The organism is Acinetobacter sp. YH12249, assembly GCF_013417475.1.
Taxonomy (GTDB): domain Bacteria; phylum Pseudomonadota; class Gammaproteobacteria; order Pseudomonadales; family Moraxellaceae; genus Acinetobacter.
This window is the reverse complement of the sequence record NZ_VPDX01000001.1, coordinates 233,580-252,709: the sequence shown is the minus strand read 5'-3', so window position 1 is coordinate 252,709 and position 19,130 is coordinate 233,580. Positions and strand designations below refer to the sequence as shown.

The following is a 19,130-nucleotide window of genomic DNA, read 5'->3' as shown; positions in this document are numbered from 1 at the left end:
AAAGTTTAAATCGAATTAACGACGTAAACCTAAAGCACCGATCAATGCAACATAACGACCGTGGTCTTTACCATTTAGGTAGTCAAGAAGCTTACGACGTTGGTTAACCATACGGATCAGACCGCGACGGCTATGATGGTCGTGTTTGTGCTCTTTGAAGTGACCTTGTAAGTCATTGATTTGAGCAGTTAAAAGAGCTACTTGAACTTCTGGTGAACCAGTGTCGTTTTCAGCGCGAGCGAATTTAGCAATGATCTCTGCGCGATCTGCGTTTGTTAAAGCCATTCGATTTCTCCGAGATGCTTATATATCTTGATAAAAATCAAAGTAATGAGAATTCAATACATTGACTGCCGTGCATCACTACAGCAAGTTGCATATTTTAAGGGAAATTGCGTCAGATTGCAAAAATAGATCATGAATTTTGATGGTTTTAGCTGCCAGATGTCTTTGCTTATTTACTGATATGAAGAAATCCCATATGGTTCAATTTACACATAATTTCAGGAATTGGACTTGATCTGGCTTACGAATAGCTGTTTAGATAACTGCAGAAATTAACTGATCTTTTTATATTTAAAATATTTCTGGTCGCGCTTAGAAATAAATGATAAAAAAAAGCCCGAGTAAACTCGGGCTTTTTCGCGCTGTAGTTTCTTCTATTATCATTTTTTATTTATTGTTTTTTTTAGTGCGTTTTACGCTTTATTATTTTCAAATCTTCCTGACTAAAAATAACTTCCTTGTGTGGTAGATTTTGCCATATTGTCGAAATGCTCATAGAGGCATTTATCCTCACTCGCTGTAAGCCATTGCGTACAAAATTGTCATCGAAATTTGCAAAATATTACACTTATATATCTTTTAATTACACTATTTACTTAAATTTACTTATTCTGCCAACTTAATTGAACTATAAGATTACGGCAAAATTCCATTAACGGCAGATATAAAAAAGCCTTGTAGTCTCTCCCAAAACTACAAGGCTTAGCGGCTGTAAGTTTCCTCTTTCACTTACTTCACTGTAAGTTCGCTGTCTGATGACATTCTTGTTCTTATTATGCGATTTATACCCAACTTTCCGTGTTGAGTTCTTTTGTGTGACCAATCTTCTCAAAAACCGAGTAAAAGCTCCATGCGCCAATTTCCTGAATCCATGTAAGCATTTACCTACAACAGTTATTTATTTTTTGCCAATAGATTGTTGCATTGTTCAAGTATTTTTTCGCTTAAGCCACTCTTTCGTGTGGTTCTGACGCATAGCGCTTGTGTAAACGCGTCGCGATCTACCAGTAAGCTCACAACTTTTTTGGCCCGGGTAATCGCTGTATAAATCAGTTCCTTACTCAGCAAATTTTTGGCCTGTTGATCGAGTACTACAGCCGTATGAGTAAATTCTGAACCTTGCGATTTATGAATCGTCAAAGCAAATGCCGTTTCGATACTTTTCGGTAAGCGGGTCGCCAGCACCCATTTTTCTAAGCTCGGGAAATACACTTCAAATTGTGACTGTCCTTCTTGTTCTCTCCAGAAACAGATGCCAATATCACCATTGGACAGACCCAGCTGATAATCGTTATAAGTCATCATCACTGGTCGACCGGTATACCAGTCGCCCTGTTTTAACTTGCCTACACTGGCCAGAAAACGCTGTTCAATCTGCTGATTGATTTTATTCAAGCCCAGATCACCATGCCGGATTGCGGTGAGAATCCGGTAATCATCAAAGTACTGAATTGCCTGCTGCACATATTGATCAAAATCAGCCTGATCCTGAGCCAGCTTGATCGCGTCTGCATAAGCCTGATAGCCATACATCAGTTGATCATAATATGGGTCTAACTGTAGACCTGTAGTTGGGTTTATTTCTGGCAGATATTGCAGTTGCAACTGGTCAATCTCTACCTGATCCAGTGCAATTGCTTGCAGCTCACTCGCAGCAACCACTTGCTGTTCAAACTGGTTTAAAACCGATGCTGGAACATGTTCCTGCTGGATAAAGTGCGCCATCGCACCAATCCGGGCGCCTGAAGCAAAACGGCGTGTCGTGATTAAATTGACCCGATTATCTGCCAGAACAGAAGTCTGCTGTAAATCTGCCAGTACAGTGCCGACATCCACCGAGGCCAGCTGGTCTGCATCGCCTAATAAAATTAAGCGGGCTGAATCTGGCACTGCAGCAAGAAGCATCTGCGACAGGCTTAAGTCCAACATGGATGCTTCATCAACCACGATCACATCATAGGGTAAAGGCTGCTTGGCATGAAACCGTGGGCGTCCCAACCGCCCCAAGCCCAGTAAGCGGTGCAAAGTAACGGGTTGAACCTGCTTTAAAGCCTCCAGTTCAAAAGCTTGTAACTTTTCACTATATAAAGCTTTTTGCAAGGCTTCTTGCATCCGCTGTGCAGCTTTACCCGTCGGAGCGGCCATCGCAATCCGGATATTAGGCAAGGCTTCATGCAGTACAGCAATCATATGTGCCAAGGTGTAGGTTTTACCAGTTCCTGGTCCACCGGTAATAATATTCAGCCCCTGCTTGGCGACCATTTCCAGCGCTTGCTTTTGCTGTGGATCTGTCAGGAGATTACGATCACGCTCATTTAAATCAACCGGCATGATGGCTTGAGACTTGATCCGGGCGATCTCTGTAGCGACTGCCTGCTCCAGCTGCCAGTAGCGGTATAAATACAACTGCTGGTTTTCAAAAATAAAAGGTGCAATGCCTTGAGCCTGCTGGCTACGATCCAATACCAAATGATGCAATAGAGCTTTTTGCTCGGCACTAGCCGGAATACAACTATTGCCCTCCTGCATCGCTTCAAGGAGCTGCTGAATCAGCAATTTTGCGGCAGCATCAAAGGTCGCCGAACTGAACGGTGGCTGACATAGATAGTCAATCCAGGCCATTAAATGGGCTGATTGCTGAGACACGTGAATTTGCTCATTTTCCACACAGTTATCCTCAAAGTTATCCACAGGATAATCTTCTGTTTAAACTCTTAAAATTTTATAAATCATCAAAATTATGCTGATTTTTTCTGCTCAAAATAGCCCAGAATTTCATCCAGTTTCAAAATAAATTCCAGACCAGGCTGCCAGTGATAAGCGCCTTGTTCAGCCTGACCATTCATACCGCGCAAATACAGATAAGTCGCCCCACCCAGATGCTGCTGCATGTCATATCCCTGCATGTTCACGCTTAGATAACGATGCAATGCCACCAGATATAAGGCCGCTTGCAGCCAGTAACTGGAGTGGGTCATATTCTGCTGGATGGCCTCGGCCGTGTAATGCTGCTGATCCGGCCCGAGAAAATTGCTTTTATAATCGGCAATATGATAACGCTGGCCATCAAAATAAACCAAATCGATAGAACCGGTCAGATAGCGTGCCGATTTTGCCTCATTAAAATCAGGCATGAGAATATCATGCTCGGCAAACAGTTGCTGGATCTGACGAATCTGTAACGGCACATCGGTTAAAGACAGGTAAAACGGGAATTCAGACAAATAAGTACCTTGCTGCAACTGCTCCAGGCTGAACTCTGCCTGTAGGGGTGCAGCCAGAATTTCTTTGAGCCAGTCATGAACCCGATTGAGCAGAAGATCCTCAATCATCTCATCAATGAAATGATCGAATGCCTGCTGAAAAACGGCTTCTACATCCAGTTGCGCTGCTGTCTCAGCAGGCGTCATCTGCGCTATTTCCTGTTCGAAAAACAGGATAAAAGGTTCATCATCCAGTTCTGTAAAATAGCGCTGAAACTGCCCTAAGAAGTTCAACCATTCAGAGTGATCGAATGTTTGAGCGGAACGGAAAAACTGCTGCCATTCCTGACGATAAGCTTCACTCTGATCATGCAGGCGAATTCCGGTCAGGATTTTATAATTCAGGCTGGAGAGTACTTTTTGCATACTCTGCTGCAATTTTTCCGGCTGCATTTGACCTTGACGGGCCACCTGACTGAACAGGGTCTGTAAATTCACACAGGCCGTCTGATAGCCCGGGGTAAATGCCTGCTGTAACAATGGACGAATATGAAAGGCCTGATGAAATTTCTCTTTCAGTTCCTGCCAGATTTGTGGCGCCGTATTTTTAAAACGACGACGGATTTCCAGATTCCAGTAGCTGCGATCCTGAAAATCGATATGCTCAAAAATACTGTGCAGGAAGGTTCCGGCCACCGTGCCTTTAGGAAAATTCAGCTTGATCCAGTCCAGTGGTTGGCTGGCTACCTGCTGTTCCAGTTCCAGCAGATTCATTTCATCTGCGGCACTGTCCGGACGTTCAGAAGCAATGACCAGATCATCCTGCAATATTGCCTGATGCGGGAGATGCTGTGACAGTGCAGTAAAACTGGTTTTAGTCCGCGGATAGAACTGTCGCTCCGGTAAAGGATGAGCCTGCATCTGTAACGGTGCTTCTGTCTGTTTTGCCACAATTCTAGGCGGCTCAGAAGCCAGAGGTTGTTCCAGCAGACTTAGGGCATGCTGAAAGGCCGCCTCACCTTGTCCACGCCAGAATGCCAGGCCTGAATCCGCCTGTCCGCTCTGATCTTGCAGCATGGCATAAACCCGGTGACTGGCCCGGGTCAGTGCCACATACCAAAGCCGGTGATTTTCTGCGGCATTACGGGCCGCATTTTGCAAAATCGCCTGCTCATGCAAGTCCTTATGATTAACTGCAATTACCCGGGATTGTTCCAGTACATTTTCCGCGGCTGACAGGGAAAAGTTCAGATTTCCTTTATTCACATCAAAAGGTGCATCGGCACCTAACAGGAACACCACTTTAAATTCCAGACCTTTGGAAGCATGGATGGTTAAGAGCTGTACCCCATGATCGCCAGAGAGTTTTCGCTCTTTTTCGTTATCCTTGCCTGAAGGTGATTGCAACTGACGCAAATACCAGTGATACAGCTTTTGAGCACCCTGATAATATTCACTTTGCTGACACAGGATCTCGGTTAGGTGACGTAAATTCACCACTACCCGTTCATTGTCCAGACTCTGGCTTGCAACCAGATTGGTCCAGACCTGAAACAGATTTAAAGCATAATTCCAGGCCGTCAGAAACCCTTTTTCAAACCACATTTCCCGGATAGCATCAAAGTCGGCAATATAATGGCTCAGACCTTCGCTCTGCTCTTGCAGTTCGATTAACTTTTTCAGGTTAAAGCCCAATAAACGGGTCAATAAGGCACGTTTGACTTTGGCTTCATTAAAAGGCTCCATGATCGCGGTCAGAACAGCTGCAACATCCTGAGCCACCGGGCTGGCAAAGATGCTCTGCTTGGATTCCTTATAACAGGGAATACCCATACGTTGCAGACGCTGCTTGACCTGTTCCAGCGCATAATGGCCAAAACTCAGGACTGCAATATCATCCGCTTTTAAGTGCCGAACATTGTCACCCTGCTGGAAATACAGTTGCTGCTGTTCAGACTGATTCAATAACTGGCGGATTTTCCAGACCACCTGATCCGCTTCAACATCCTGTTCACCGAGTTGAATCCAGCGCAGTGGATGCGGATTGCTCAGCGTTTTATCGATTAAATCCGGATGTGGCCGGCTCCCCGCCTGAATCAGGGTGTAATGCACCTGTTCACCAAAATCCATCTGGCGTTGAAACAACGCGTCCACCACCTCGACCAGAGGTTTTACCGAGCGATGGTTCTGGATCAGAGTGTATTCACGGCCCTGCTTTTGCAGCACATCGGCACGCGCCTTGTTATAGGTCAGCATGTCGCCGCCACGGAAACCGTAAATCGCCTGTTTCGGATCGCCCACCATGATCATACAGCCGGCTTTGACCCGGTTCGGATCACGCCAGATTTTAGCCAGCAGATCATCCTGATCCTGGTTGGTATCCTGAAATTCATCCACCAGAATGAGTGGATAGCGTGCCTGTACAAACTGGGCAAAGCGTTGACCTTGCTGTCCCTGTAAAGCTTCAGCCAAGGTTCGAATCTGTTGGGAAAATGTGGTTTCACCCTGTTTTTGCAAGGTTTGCGGCAGACGGTTCTGCACACTGCGAATAATATGATATTCAAGATAGGTGGTCAGCTGCTTCAACTGTGCATCCATCTTCTCTTTGACTTCACACAATCCATCAATGGCCTGAATCAGGCTATGTTGCAGAATCTGCTGCTGCTCTGCTTCCGGACAGCTTTTGTTAAATACTTGCTTCATTGAGACCGGTTGAAAATCGGTTTTCTTGCGGCGCAAATAACACAGATTTAATAAGATCGCATGCAGTTCTGGATCAAAAAAGCTCATCGCGCCTTTGGTTTTCAGTGCCGCCATCCAGGTCATAAAGTTTTCACAGACATCGCTTAATCTGGTGAAAAAACTCTTATGAAAATACTTGGGAGAATTCTGGCAATACTCCCGAATGATCTCAATTTCATGTTCATGTACATCGAACAGGCGCTGAATGCAGTGCTCTAGTTCAGCTAGATCCCATTCGACTTTTTCTACCTTCTGAAAGTATTGCACACGGAAATTTAGAGCATCACGAACTAGTCCAGTATAATGTTCTACTGGTTTCAACAGGTTTTGCAGATATAGATGATTGACCATATATTGCGGCTGCTGCTGGATCCATTCTCGTAGTACATCATGAATCAGCTGCTGGATATACAGGTCCTGATCTTCAGTCAGTTCGGCCCGTTCAATCTTGCCGCTTTCAAAAGCAAATTCACGTAATAATTTCTGGCTAAAGCTGTCCAGTGTTCCGACAAACAGCTCATCCAGCTGGTTCAGTACCAAACGCAGACGGCGCCGGGCGTAATCCATGCGTGAGCCATAATCTTTTAATACCTGCTGAAATAGTGGATCCGATTCAGTCTGGATTTTGGCGGTGATTTCGACCGAATTCAGCTCCTGATGACGCTGAATGAAGGCTAGTGTTTCTTCAACCCTAAGACGTACCCGGTTTTTCAGTTCAGCTGTAGCCTTACGGGTAAAGGTTGTGGCAATCACCTGATGCGGATAATACTGATCCAGAAAAATCCGTACCATCAAACTGGATAAGGTATAGGTTTTACCGGTCCCCGCGGAAGCTTCAATCCAGTGCAGGCCGCTAAAGCGCATGTCCTGAATCGGATTGGTTGAAATCTTTTTGTTCTGGTTGGGTAACATGGTCATTATTCTTTTATCCATTCCAGATGTTCATGAATCGGTGCATATAACGCATGGGCAAAATCATGGCAACAGCGTTGCAAGGCCAGATCCGGGTCCTGATCCTGCAAAATAAACTGCCAGTCCTGATGCAACTGGCTGGATTCATCGCTGGCCAAAGGCTTGGCACTTTCATAGCTGTTGTTCCAGGCTTTTAGCAGTTCCTGCATCTCGGCAATGGTGATCTGTCCCTGTTCATTTTCGGTCCATTCCCAGGCCTTTTTCATCAGCAATTCGGCAGGCAATACCAGCGGCTGGGTCTGTCCCACTTCCCAAGCTTTCAGCCAGGCCTGTAAATGATGACGTGCCTGACTAGAACGCAGCCCGGAGAACTTCAGGGTTTTATTACTGAAAATGACAATCCGTTCCAGCTGCGGCGACAGTTCATCATTATTCAGATAGGCCAGCCAGAGCAGATATTCCAGCCAGACCTGTGCCCGACGTTTTTCCGAAGCGGAGGAAGACTGCATACTCAGCCAGTAACTGCTGTGCGGCACTTGCGGCAAGGTAATATGAATCAGCAATTCAGGGTTATATTGCCAAGTTTGCTGCGTTACAGGTGTCAGCTCTTTATTCAGCTGCAATAAACGTTCTTTTAGCGATTGCTGTTCCTGCTGACTGCTGAGCCAGGTCGCTTCCTGAGTTTTTCCGACCGGCAAGCGGTCCAGCATCAGCTGTGGCTCAATCTCTTGATCCTGTTGTAATAGGAAATCACGGACCTGATACTGTTCCAGTTTATTCAGCAATAAGGGTTCTCGTGAACTTGGCAGATCGGCATATCTCACACTGGAAACACCGATACTTTTCAGGAATAGACGTGCCGGGAAAATCATGTCACGAATCCACTCATCCCCTTTCAGCACCCGGATTTCTTTCTGCATCAATGCTGGATAATGGGCATTGATCCAGCTACTGCGCTTGCCCTCTGCACTGCGAATATATTCTGCCACAGCAAACCACTGGGTCTGATAACGTGGAGTATGAGATTCGACGTAACCGATCGGGTCAAAAGGCTGTAATGGATGCACATGATAGAGCTGACGGATATGCTTGGCCACGCTCAAACCATTGAGCTCAACCGTTTCATCGACTTCAGCATCGGGCTGGTCTGAGTGGCAAATCAAGGCAATATGCTGGATCAGTTCTTGCAATGAAGTGGATGGATCACGTGCTTCTCCGTCATCAACATCAAAACCATTATAGAACAGCCATAAATTGTCCTGCGCCAATAGCAATGCATCCAGAAAAGCACCTTGGTCATCATCCAGACGGGAACGATCCCCTAACTGCGGCTTCAGACTGTTCATCAGGTCAAATGGCACCTGCTGATTCCGGCTCGGAAATTTACCGGTATCCAGATTCAGCATCACCACCAGCTTATACGGCAACGGACGGATCTGGCCGATTTGACTAAAGGTAATTTGTCCGGTCGGCTCGGCCTGATCCAGTTGCATCTCCAACGTATTCTGAATTTCTTCCAGTACATAAGGCAATGGCAGACTTAAGGCGACCAGCTCCTGGCTGGCATGCGGATCATCCTGATCATGGTAATCGGCCAACGTCAGCATCCGCATCTGCTTGTCAATGATTTCTGCGACCGTCTTTAAGGACTCGACGCCGGCTTCACGGAACTCATTCAAGTCTTCACGCAGATATTCCAGCCAAGTTTTTACCGGGGTACGTTGTCCCTGTTCATGCAAAATCAGCCAGTCACGGCGCTGTACCACATCCTGATAAATCTGGATTAAAGTCGAGATGAGAGGGAAATCACTACTCAAGACCCGAGCATAGCTTAAGGTATCCTGAAACAGGGCATGTTCCGGAACTGCAAGCCCGAGTGCCAGCCGATCCAATGCAAATTTAAAACTGAAGCGGTAATCTTCATCGCCTGCAGTCAGGCTTTGCTGTAAATGCTGCTGATCCAGACCACGTTTAAAGCCCGCTTCGCCCAGTAGCTGCAACATGCGCTCAACTTGCGCGTAGTCCAGCGCATATAGTTGCTGGGTCGCATTCAGACTGAGCCAGTCGGCAAAATCTTCGATACTGAAACGTCGATGCACCAGCTGAATCCGGCCCAGTACCGCGCGCCAGGCATTACTGACATCGAGTCGGGACACCCCGGCAATCTGAATCGGTAAATACAGATTATCTTTTTGCAGACGCTGGCTATTGCCTTCCCGTTCTCGTGGCGGCGGTGCAAAGACACTCCGAATTGCCGGTTCCAGCTCTTTCAGGTTCGGGGCCAGCACCAGAATATCGCTCGGCTGACGTGGGGCATCTTCCGTGCCTTGGGCCAGCCAGTGAATCATCTGTTCTTTTAAGACTTCCAGCTGGCGCAGTGAGGAATGACAGACATGAATCTGTACCGAATCATCGTCGGGTTTGAGCGGATACTGGTGTTTTTCCGGTTCCAGCAGGTACAAAATATCCGACTGGATTTTGGCCAGTAACTTATCCTGATATTCATCCACGAAAGCATCGGCCCAGAGACCTTCTTCACCTGAAGACAGTTTGGACAATAACGAGAAATGATCACGTGCCTGCTTGCCAAAGCGGGTCAGCAAGGGATGACGCGATTCTCGGTCTTCGGCATTAAAGTTCAACTGAAAGGCTGCAAAGAAATGCTGGATTTCGGTATCAGTCGGCAAACATCCCTGAGATTTTTCAAATTTCTTGATGAAACGTTCCTGCACGCCAAGGTCATAACGTGCTTTCCAGTCTGGATCGACACTATCGGCCCAGTATTCCTGTGACGGGTTAAAGTGGAAAATATAAATATCGATGTATTGACCGAGACGGCGCAAGAAATCCAGCTGACTCGGTGGCAATTCTAGCAAGGTAAAGACCACGACCTGTTCTGGCAAACGTTTTAAAGCCTGTACCTGAGTATCTTCATTTTCCAGACGTTCCCAGTACATCTGTTCGATGTCCAGAATCTTGGCATAATCATCCTGAAAGACATGCTGCCACAACCAGCGCTGCCAGGCTTCCAGTTCGCGTGCCTGAATCTTGACGAAGTCTGCCACCGGAATTTCATGGCCATTTTCATCTTTAGGAATATAGATCATATGCTCAACATCGAGCGCAATATCCTGCCCCCAGGACGCCAGCCAGTTAGTGGGACAACGACATTCCTGTGGTGGGCAATTCCGCGCGCAATAACCACGGTAATCCATATAATGGCTAAACAGGCGCGAGACCTGTTCGGATACCCAGTACAGCATGCTTTGTTTTTTCAGCTGCTTCTCTATGCCCTGTTCCAGACGATCTGCGCTGTCATAAATCCGTTTGATAATCGAATACAGTGGATGATCGATCTCTAATGGAATCTGCTCAGGCAAAATGCATTTACGTAATGCCTGAAATACCCGCCATTTAATAATAATTCGGGGAATATTGGCTTCACGAACCTGTTCGACTTCTTTGGGATTATTCAGCACCCACTGATAGGAAGTCCACTGAAAGGCACGGATCCGATGATGAAACTGGGTATTGGCACTGATGCCCTTTTTCTCGGCAATTTTTTGGGTCAGCCAGGCCTCGACTGCAGGAGATGGCACAATAAAATGCCGCGGCTGTAACACGGCCAGGGGATTTTTTACGCTCTGATTAACGATACGCAGCATACTATCCAAAAGCACATCAATGCGTTGACTCTGAATAACATGAATTGCCATCGTTTCCCCTGAAAAATGAGATGGAGCAGTACTACAAAATGATAAAGATTATTTACTATACTTACCGAACTGTCTATGTCACTTTAAAACTCATACTTCAGTCAAAAAAGTTCTTTGAAAAAAGCATCTTATTGATGTTTGAACAGAAAAAAACAACATCTAGCTTTAGGTAATGCCCATGAAATTAGACAAAATTCCAGATCGTATCGATCCAAGTTTAGATTTAGACAGAATTCGCAACGAGTGCTTAGAGCTAACCAAAAAACGTGCCTATTATTCTGCCGGAGCAGCTGTGATTCCGGTGCCATTTCTGGACGTGGTCATTGATGTCGGCATTCTGTCGCAACTGATTCCGGAGATCAATGCCCGCTTTGGTCTAGCCCCTGAACAGATCAGTGTGTTTGATCCTGCAACCAAACAGGTGCACTGGAATGAACTGCGTAAACGCGGAATCGAGTTTTCCGGTCTGGTGGTAGCACGTACAGCAGTCAAAAAATCTTTGAACAATGTTGCAGCGAAAGTGATCACAAAGCAAGTCACAAAATTCATTCCACTCGGTGGTCAACTGGTAGCCGCGAGCCTCGGTTATTTTGTCATGAAAAAAATTGCTGAAGCGCATGTTGAAGATTGTTATCGCACAGCAAAAAATATCCAGCAAAAACAGATTGCTCAAGGCAAATAAATTTCCCGCCCCATTTTTTATCCCCAAACTTTTCAAAACTCAGGCAGATTAATCTGCCTGAAGCTGCTTTAAAATTGTTTTTAAAATTTCGACCCGAGCGGTGTTTTTATCATCAGTGGCGATAATGTGCCATGGTGCCTGTTCTGTCGACGTACGTTCAAACATGTCGGCGGCCGCTTTTAAATAATCATCCCAACGTTCCCGGTTACGCCAGTCCTCATCGGTGATTTTAAAGCGCTTATGTGGGGTATCTTCACGCGCCTTGAAACGGGCCGCCTGCTCTTCCTGGGAAATCGCCAGCCAGAATTTAATAATTACGGTTTGATGGTTAATCAGGCTCTGTTCAAATCGGTTAATTTCATCATAGGCCCGCTGCCATTCTGCCGGGCTGGCAAAGCCTTCTACCCGTTCTACCAGCACCCGACCATACCAGGAGCGGTCAAAAATACAGATATCATCATCAGTTTGCAGCTTGTTCCAGAAACGCCATAAATAAGGTCGATTCAGTTCATATTTTTCCGGCGCCCCGATGGTCTGGATTTCATATTCACGTGGATCCAGCTTTTTCACAATCCGCTTGATTGCTCCGCCCTTGCCTGCTGCATCCATCCCTTCAAACAGCAAAATCACATTACGTGGGTCTGAGCGCAGCGCCTTGGCCACCTGAGGAGACAGTTTTTTCAGTTCCGCCTTATAGTCCTCTGTCTTGGCAAGTTCTTGCGAAGGATGCTGCAATAATTCTGGAATTTTGGCCTGTTTCCATCGTCCTTTGGCCCGAACCGGATGATTGGGACAATGTTTTAGCGCCTGCAAAATATACTGTGCAAACTGCTGGTCACGCTGTTTTTCATCTTCCCCGTCAATGATCAGCCAGTCTTCGTCTTTAGTAAACCGCTCTCGCAAACGTTGCACGGTGTCGTACTTTTTTTTGTCGCGCCAGTCCAGCCCATGCAGTTTGTGCCATTGCATTTCACTCGGATCAATCTGATCCAGGCGTTTTTGTAGCGTTTTCCAAGGTAAGTCGAACCAGACCTTGACCACATCAACATAGTTATTTTTTAGATCCTGCTCAAAGACACGCATATCTTCCAGATAGGCATCAAACTGGGCATCATCAATGGCACCAGTCTGCATGGTGGTTCTGAGCAGATCGCTGTACCAGTTACCAAACAAGACCATGATCTGGCCTTGGGCAGGAATAAACCGTGTATAGGGTTGCCAGAAGGTCTGTTTTTCTCCTAATACTTGCGGCTGATCGGCCTTCACCTGCAAATAACGAGGATCTACCCATTCACGTAACTGTTTGACTGCTTCGCCCTTACCTGCCAGCTCGATTCCATTGACCAGAACAATCAGGCTTTTGCCATTTTTCTGTCCCTGGGTTTTTCTCAGATCATACTGGGCATTGATCAGCGCAAGGGATAACTGGTCTTCATCCATTAACTGGAAACTTTGTTCTTCTGTACGCATGGAGATCCCTCATCTTTTATTCTTGTGGGCAGTATAGCGAGGAGTCTGAACGCAAAAATAGCGTTAGCAACGTTTTTCACACGATTAGATTGTCTGTTTAAACAGCAAATTGACATTCAAATAAGGAATCATTGATCAATTTGTCATAGCGAGATTGCGCCACACCCTCTAAGATTCTGAGATCGAAAAATCATATTTGAAAATACATGTCCAAACTTGCCCGATTAGATGAACTCTTAGAACAGTATTATCAGCTGAAGTATCACACTCAGCCTGAAATTTTAAGCCGTTTACAGGATGTGCAGGCATGGCAAAAGGCACGGATGCAGCGTAGCCATCATCAGCATTTTTCTGAAAAAAATAACCAGCTGATGGCCGAATATTTCCTGAACCGGCTCTACGGTGGCCCGGACTTCGACGCACTGGCCGAGCAGATTGCCCGACTGATGAAATATGCGCACAAGGCAGAAAAAATGATTCCGGAAAATGCCCTGAAAACCGGAACCTCAGGTGTCGAACTGGCGATTCTGGCGGTACAACTGGATGAACAGGTCGCAATCCAGCTTTTAGAGGATTATCCTGCCAACGCACCATTGACCGATGAAATGATGCGTGTGACCTATCTGAAACTGGATCAGGGTGAGGCGCGCTTGAAACAGCTGGCATTGCTGGATCAGCTGGGTGTCAGCCTGGATAAATATATGCGTTCCTTTGTGGTTTATACCGCCTTCAAGATGTGTAAAGGCGCAGCCAATAAATATCATTTTCAGGTGATGTATGAGTTTATGCAGGACGGTTTCCAGGCCATGAAACCGTTAAAGTCGGCAGAAAAATTCGTGCATGACTTTACTGCGATTGAACGCGGTATTATTGATAAGGTGCATTCAGGTGATCCAACACCATTCCAATAATACACTCCTGTCCCATCCATGATGAGGAAGGCTTGCGGTCCTGCCTGATCCTGATATTTTCAGGTCTTTAGGGCAGGCCATCGCCAATGATAAATCATATGAATTATTCGATCACTGGCAGTGAAGATTTCCGCCCATATTCCTATTTTTCTGTATATTATTCATAACAATTGCATCATGATTGCTGAATAACATCCAAGAATCTGTCATTATGCAGGCAATGCAAGATTAACCCGATTGATATGTTAGGAGTGACTCCAATGTCGAATGAAAATCAAACGCCTACCCCTACACCCGAGTCGGCACAACAGACAGACAAAGTGAGCCCATTCTTAACCACTCCGCTTCCGCAAGGTGCTCCACAAGGTCAGCAACAATCTCTAGAACAACGCCTGACCGATACGCCTGTGACTGGAACTGTCCCTAAATATAACCTGCCACGCGGTGCCAATACCGGTAACGTCGGTCCAACCACGCACTTCGGCTACAAGACTGTGAGCAGTGACGAAAAAGCCCAGAAAGTGGCTGAAGTATTCCATTCGGTGGCCAGCAAATACGACATCATGAATGACCTGATGTCATTCGGCATTCACCGTCTGTGGAAACGTTTTGCGATTAATATGTCAGGCGTGCGCCGTGGCCAGCATGTGCTGGATATTGCAGGCGGTACAGGCGACCTAGCCAAAGTATTTAGCCGTGAAGTGGGCCCTACCGGTCATGTAGTACTGTCTGATATTAACGAATCCATGCTGAATGTTGGCCGTGATCGTCTGATTGATGCCGGCTGTACCAATGTTGATTTCGTTCTGGCGAATGCAGAAACTCTAGAGCCATTTGCCGACAACAGCTTTGACCTGGTAACGATTTCTTTTGGTCTGCGTAACGTCACCGATAAAGATGCTGCACTGGCAGCCATGTATCGTGTGCTTAAGCCAGGCGGTCGTTTACTGATTCTGGAATTCTCTAAACCAGTTTTTGAGCCATTCTCAAAACTGTATGACCTGTATTCATTCACCGCTTTACCAATCATGGGCAAAATCGTGGCAAATGATTCAGAAAGCTATAAATACCTGGCTGAATCAATCCGTATGCATCCAGACCAGCGTACTTTAAAAGGCATGATGGAAAATGCTGGCTTCCAGAACTGTGATTACCACAACCTGACCGGTGGTATCGTTGCCGTTCACCGTGGCTTCAAGCTTTAAGGGTCGTACCCGATATGTGGTCACTTCTCGCCCTCGGTGCTGTTGAACGCCTGATTCATCATATGATTGATCTGGATGCGATTACCCGCATTCAGCTCAATACTTTGGCTGGCAAAATGCTGCGGGTGGTCATTACTTCACCGCAGCTGTCCGTCGATGTCTTCTTTGATGAGGGCAAGGTTCGTCTAGAACCAACGCCAACCGGCCATACTGAAGAATCTTCGATTTTTGAACAGCGCCCTTATGAAGCCAATAGTACTCAAATTCCTGAAGCAACGGCGACGCTACAGGTGAATAATGTCGTAGAGCTGCTTAAACTGCTGCTTGCTGATGAAGTCGGCAATATTCCGCTGCAAGGTGACTATAAACTTCTGCAAGAAATCCAGCGTATTATGCAGCAGGCTGAACCTGATCTGGCGGCGCATTTAAGTCCCTGGATTGGCCCTGCTCTGGCGCATGAAATTGGCAAGTTGCAGCTGGCTCCGAAGCATTTAAAACGCACTTTACAAAGCCAGTTATTTTTTGCTGAAGATGCCCTGAAAGAAGATAGTGGTCTCTTTGCCCCGCGCTGGCAAATGGATGACCTGAATCAGGATACCCGTATCCTGAACCAGAATTTAGATCGCGTCGAAGCCAAAATCCGTCAGCTTCAGGCTCAGATTGAATCTGACGATTCTACTGATCAGCCTTTTACTCCTGCTACACCTCATATTCCTTCTCAATACTAGGTACACCGCTTTATGATTCCGCATGTTTCACGTTTACTCGAACTTTGGCGCATCGCCGCGCACTATAGACTCGACACGTTGTTTCCTGCGGAAGAACTTCCTGAAAAAGCCCGGCACATTTTATCTTTGATCCGTATGCATCCGGCAGCCTGGTCCAGCCGTGAGCGCAAGAATTCACTTAAGCTGAAACTGGCACTGGAAGAAATGGGACCGCTAGCGATCAAGCTGGGTCAGTTACTTTCGACCCGTCGTGACCTGATTCCGCCTGAAGTGCTGCAACAACTGGTCCTGCTACAGGATCAGGTCAAGCCCTTTGATAATGATGTCGCCAAGATGCGTATTCAGGAATCCTTAAAAGCGGATGTAAATACCCTGTTCGCCCGATTTGATGTTCAGCCATTGGCAGCCGCCTCGATTGCACAGGTGCATACTGCAGCCCTGCATGATGGCCGTGAAGTAGTGGTCAAAGTGACCCGCCCGAATATTCGTCAACAGATCTTGCAGGATTTTGAGATTCTAAGCTGGCTGGGTGATTTTCTGGAAAAGCGTCTGGAAGCAGCGCGTGCCCTACACTTGTCTGAAATTATTCAGGACTATCGCCAGATCATTCTGAATGAGCTGGACCTGACTCTGGAAGCGGACAATACCCGCCGTATGCGTCATTACTTCACTGGCTCCAGCATGATGTATGTTCCTGAAGTCTATATGGACAGTAAGGACGTGCTGGTAGCAGAACGGATTACCGGTGTTCCGATTTCGGATATTGCCACCTTTGATGAACTGGGTATGGACCGTGCAGATCTGGCGCGTAAAGGTCTGACTATTTTCTTTACCCAAGTGTTCCGCGACAATTTCTTCCATGCAGACATGCATCCAGGCAATGTCTTTGTCGAAACTATCAATCCGGCCAATCCGCGCTTTATTGCGCTGGACTGTGCGATTATGGGCGAGCTGTCCAAACATGACCAGATGACCGTGGCACGTATGCTGCTGGCGGTCATGAACAGCGACTTCATGCAGCTGATTCAGATTGTGCATCAGGCAGGCTGGATTCCACCAGGTACCGATCAGGACGCACTAGCACGCGAAATGCGTCGTACCGTGGGTCCAATGGTCTCCAAGCCAATGCATGAACTGGACTTTGCCGGGATTCTGATTCAGGTCATGGACATCGCCCGTCGTTTCCATCTGGAAATCCCGCCACAGCTAATGTTGCTATTGAAAACACTCGTGCATGTGGAAGGTCTGGGAACAGACTTATATCCTGAGCTGGATATCTGGAGTCTGGCTAAACCGATCCTCACCGATTGGGTCAAAGCCCAGATGAATCCGCAAAAGAATATCAAGGAACTCGGACAAAAAATCCCGGATCTGCTTTTGGGCGCGCAGGATTTACCGACCCTGATGATCGACAGCCTGAACGGTCTGAAAAACCAGTCCGCCTGGCATGCCAAGCAGCTCAATGAATTGCAAAGCATGCGCCTGCAAATGGAACATCAGCAAAAACGTAGCTGGATTTTCGGCAGCATCATGGCCATTCTGCTTTCGATTGCGATCATTTCACCATGGTTTGTGTCAGTGATTTTGATCGTACTGGCAAGCGTACTCGCAGTCTGGCGGATTGCAAAATAACTGAAATAACCTTCTTAAAAGACCTGACATTGTTCAGGTTTTTTTATTTTTCTCCTCCCCTATGACTCCTAAGTCACTTTAGGGTACATCTTGCCATTGGGCTCTGTGACCAGATGCTTAAAATATGTCCTCATTGGTCAAATATGGGTTGAACCTTTATGCAGATTTTACAAAAACATGCGCCTGCTCTGAAAATCCGCGCTGGGCATCAGGCTCGTGAGCTGATTCTGAAAGAAGGTTTGCAACCCGAACAGGTCGATATTGTGCCGGGTGCTGCAGGTGGACCCAAAGGTATTGGTATTCAGGGACTGGATCAGGCCATTTTTGGCGAGTTTTTCCCACGTGCTCCTCAGCGTAGAACCTTAGTCGGTTCATCCATTGGTAGCTGGCGTTTTGCCAGTGTCGCGGCGTGGGGAGCCAAAGCAGGCACTGAACGTCTTGCCGACTTGTATACCCATCTATACTTCCACAAGAAAATGACCCGTAAGGAGGTCAGTGACGTTTGTCGTGGCATGCTGCTGGATCTGGTACAAGGCAAAGAAACTGATCTGGTGAATCATCCAGATTATCATCTGACGGTATTGTCGATTAAAGCCCAGCACATTTTTCAGAGTGATAAGGCGCTCCCCTTACTCGCCTCTGTAGCCGGAATTGTCGGAACTACCGCTGTGGCACGTAAACACAGCCGCCATTTTATGCAACGTGTGATTAGCCAGCCGAATACGGGTGAACAGTTTAAAATTGCCGATGATGGATTTACTACACATTATCACGCCTTGACTGAGCAAAGTGTTTTGTCCTGGCTGATGGCCTCTGCTTCTATTCCGGGCGTGATGGCAGCGGTCAATAATATTCCGGATGCACCGCAAGGTTATTATCGTGATGGTGGCTTGATTGACTATCATATTGACCTGCCGTTTCAGAGCAAAGGCATCGTGCTGTATCCGCATTTTACTGATAGCATTACTCCTGGCTGGTTCGATAAGCTGTTTAAACGCACGGCAAGCCCGGAAAATCAGGCACGAACTTTGCTAATTTCACCCTCTCAGGAATATTTGCAAAGTTTGCCTTTGGGTCGTTTACCGGATCGTAAGGACTTTACTTTGAAAGGTTTGGATCAAGCCCAGCGGATTCAGCTCTGGAAGCAATGTATTGCTGAAAGTCAGCGCCTGGGAGATGAATTTCTGGAACTGGTCGAGAAGCAGAATTTTGCCGATGTGATGCAAAGCCTGTAATGGGCACAGCCTGTCCGAATTGTTTGTATAATTGCCTTAATTTTTTGAACTGTTGAGATTTATGCAGAAATTTTTAGTGATCCTGCAATATGCATGTATAGCCTTTGGACTTTATCTGATTTATAGCGTTAGCATGTCGCTGTATACCCAGCAATTTGAGCTAATGGAACTGGTGGCAGATATTGGCACCATTCTGATCTGTCTGGATTTGGGTGTGTTTTTATATACCAGTAAAGGCAAACAAGGCATCACCATGGAAGAGTATGCCAAACAGCTGGAACAACCACCGTCTAAACTGGTTTATGTGACACGTAAACTGGGACATCTGGGTATTTTATTGATTATTACCAGCTGGATTGTTCCGATTATTAATAGTTAATCCAAAATAAAAAACCTCCCGATTGGGAGG

General features: G+C 46.5%; 12 protein-coding genes. 7 read left to right on the top strand and 5 right to left on the bottom strand.

All coding sequences use genetic code 11. The annotated features are described in order from the left end of the window. Positions 1 to 15: 15 nt before the first annotated feature. From rpsO to FTV25_RS01175, 4 genes are all read right to left on the bottom strand, one after another. Entirely contained in the window at positions 16 to 285 is a 270-nt protein-coding gene (gene rpsO, locus FTV25_RS01190) for a 30S ribosomal protein S15 (RefSeq protein ID WP_004637724.1), read from the bottom strand. A gap of 894 nt (positions 286 to 1,179) precedes the next feature. After that, complete coding sequence (gene recD, locus FTV25_RS01185; protein ID WP_373683613.1) at positions 1,180 to 2,952, bottom strand: exodeoxyribonuclease V subunit alpha; 1,773 nt, start codon at positions 2,950 to 2,952, stop codon at positions 1,180 to 1,182. A 71-nt stretch (positions 2,953 to 3,023) separates the two neighbouring features. Beyond that, the gene (locus FTV25_RS01180) at positions 3,024 to 7,148 is read right to left on the bottom strand and encodes a UvrD-helicase domain-containing protein (protein WP_180002539.1); all 4,125 of its coding nucleotides are present in this window, start codon (positions 7,146 to 7,148) and stop codon (positions 3,024 to 3,026) included. After that, the gene (locus tag FTV25_RS01175; RefSeq protein ID WP_180002538.1) at positions 7,148 to 10,858 is read right to left on the bottom strand and encodes an exodeoxyribonuclease V subunit gamma; all 3,711 of its coding nucleotides are present in this window, start codon (positions 10,856 to 10,858) and stop codon (positions 7,148 to 7,150) included. The genes FTV25_RS01180 and FTV25_RS01175 overlap by 1 nt, the downstream gene beginning before the upstream one ends. Before the next feature lie 178 nt (positions 10,859 to 11,036). On the opposite strand from FTV25_RS01175, the gene FTV25_RS01170 reads away from it, so the two are divergent. Beyond that, positions 11,037 to 11,540 (top strand): hypothetical protein, encoded by a 504-nt coding sequence (locus tag FTV25_RS01170; RefSeq protein ID WP_159123426.1) that lies wholly within the window; start codon positions 11,037 to 11,039, stop codon positions 11,538 to 11,540. Between the two features lie 48 nt (positions 11,541 to 11,588). Here the strand turns inward: FTV25_RS01170 and FTV25_RS01165 are convergent, their stop codons facing one another. After that, positions 11,589 to 13,010 carry a phosphate--AMP phosphotransferase gene (locus FTV25_RS01165; protein WP_180002537.1) on the bottom strand — a complete coding sequence of 474 codons (1,422 nt, stop codon included), beginning with the start codon at positions 13,008 to 13,010 and terminating at the stop codon, positions 11,589 to 11,591. 206 nt (positions 13,011 to 13,216) lie between these two features. On the opposite strand from FTV25_RS01165, the gene FTV25_RS01160 reads away from it, so the two are divergent. The 6 genes from FTV25_RS01160 to FTV25_RS01135 all read left to right on the top strand — a co-directional run bounded on the left by FTV25_RS01160 (position 13,217) and on the right by FTV25_RS01135 (position 19,100). Continuing rightward, positions 13,217 to 13,921, top strand: coding sequence for a hypothetical protein (locus tag FTV25_RS01160; RefSeq protein ID WP_104426682.1), 705 nt, complete (start codon positions 13,217 to 13,219; stop codon positions 13,919 to 13,921). A gap of 260 nt (positions 13,922 to 14,181) precedes the next feature. Further along, positions 14,182 to 15,126: a bifunctional demethylmenaquinone methyltransferase/2-methoxy-6-polyprenyl-1,4-benzoquinol methylase UbiE gene (ubiE, locus tag FTV25_RS01155; protein ID WP_005232491.1), complete on the top strand. Its 945-nt coding sequence runs from the start codon at positions 14,182 to 14,184 to the stop codon at positions 15,124 to 15,126. A gap of 14 nt (positions 15,127 to 15,140) precedes the next feature. After that, the gene (locus tag FTV25_RS01150) at positions 15,141 to 15,854 is read left to right on the top strand and encodes an SCP2 domain-containing protein (RefSeq protein ID WP_180002536.1); all 714 of its coding nucleotides are present in this window, start codon (positions 15,141 to 15,143) and stop codon (positions 15,852 to 15,854) included. Between the two features lie 12 nt (positions 15,855 to 15,866). After that, a complete protein-coding gene (locus tag FTV25_RS01145) occupies positions 15,867 to 17,486 on the top strand; it encodes an AarF/ABC1/UbiB kinase family protein (protein ID WP_166134791.1) in 1,620 nt (539 codons plus the stop codon). Positions 17,487 to 17,644: 158 nt separating this feature from the next. Further along, positions 17,645 to 18,721 carry a patatin-like phospholipase family protein gene (locus tag FTV25_RS01140; RefSeq protein ID WP_180002535.1) on the top strand — a complete coding sequence of 359 codons (1,077 nt, stop codon included), beginning with the start codon at positions 17,645 to 17,647 and terminating at the stop codon, positions 18,719 to 18,721. 61 nt (positions 18,722 to 18,782) lie between these two features. Beyond that, the gene (locus FTV25_RS01135) at positions 18,783 to 19,100 is read left to right on the top strand and encodes a hypothetical protein (RefSeq protein ID WP_004781714.1); all 318 of its coding nucleotides are present in this window, start codon (positions 18,783 to 18,785) and stop codon (positions 19,098 to 19,100) included. Positions 19,101 to 19,130: the final 30 nt, after the last annotated feature.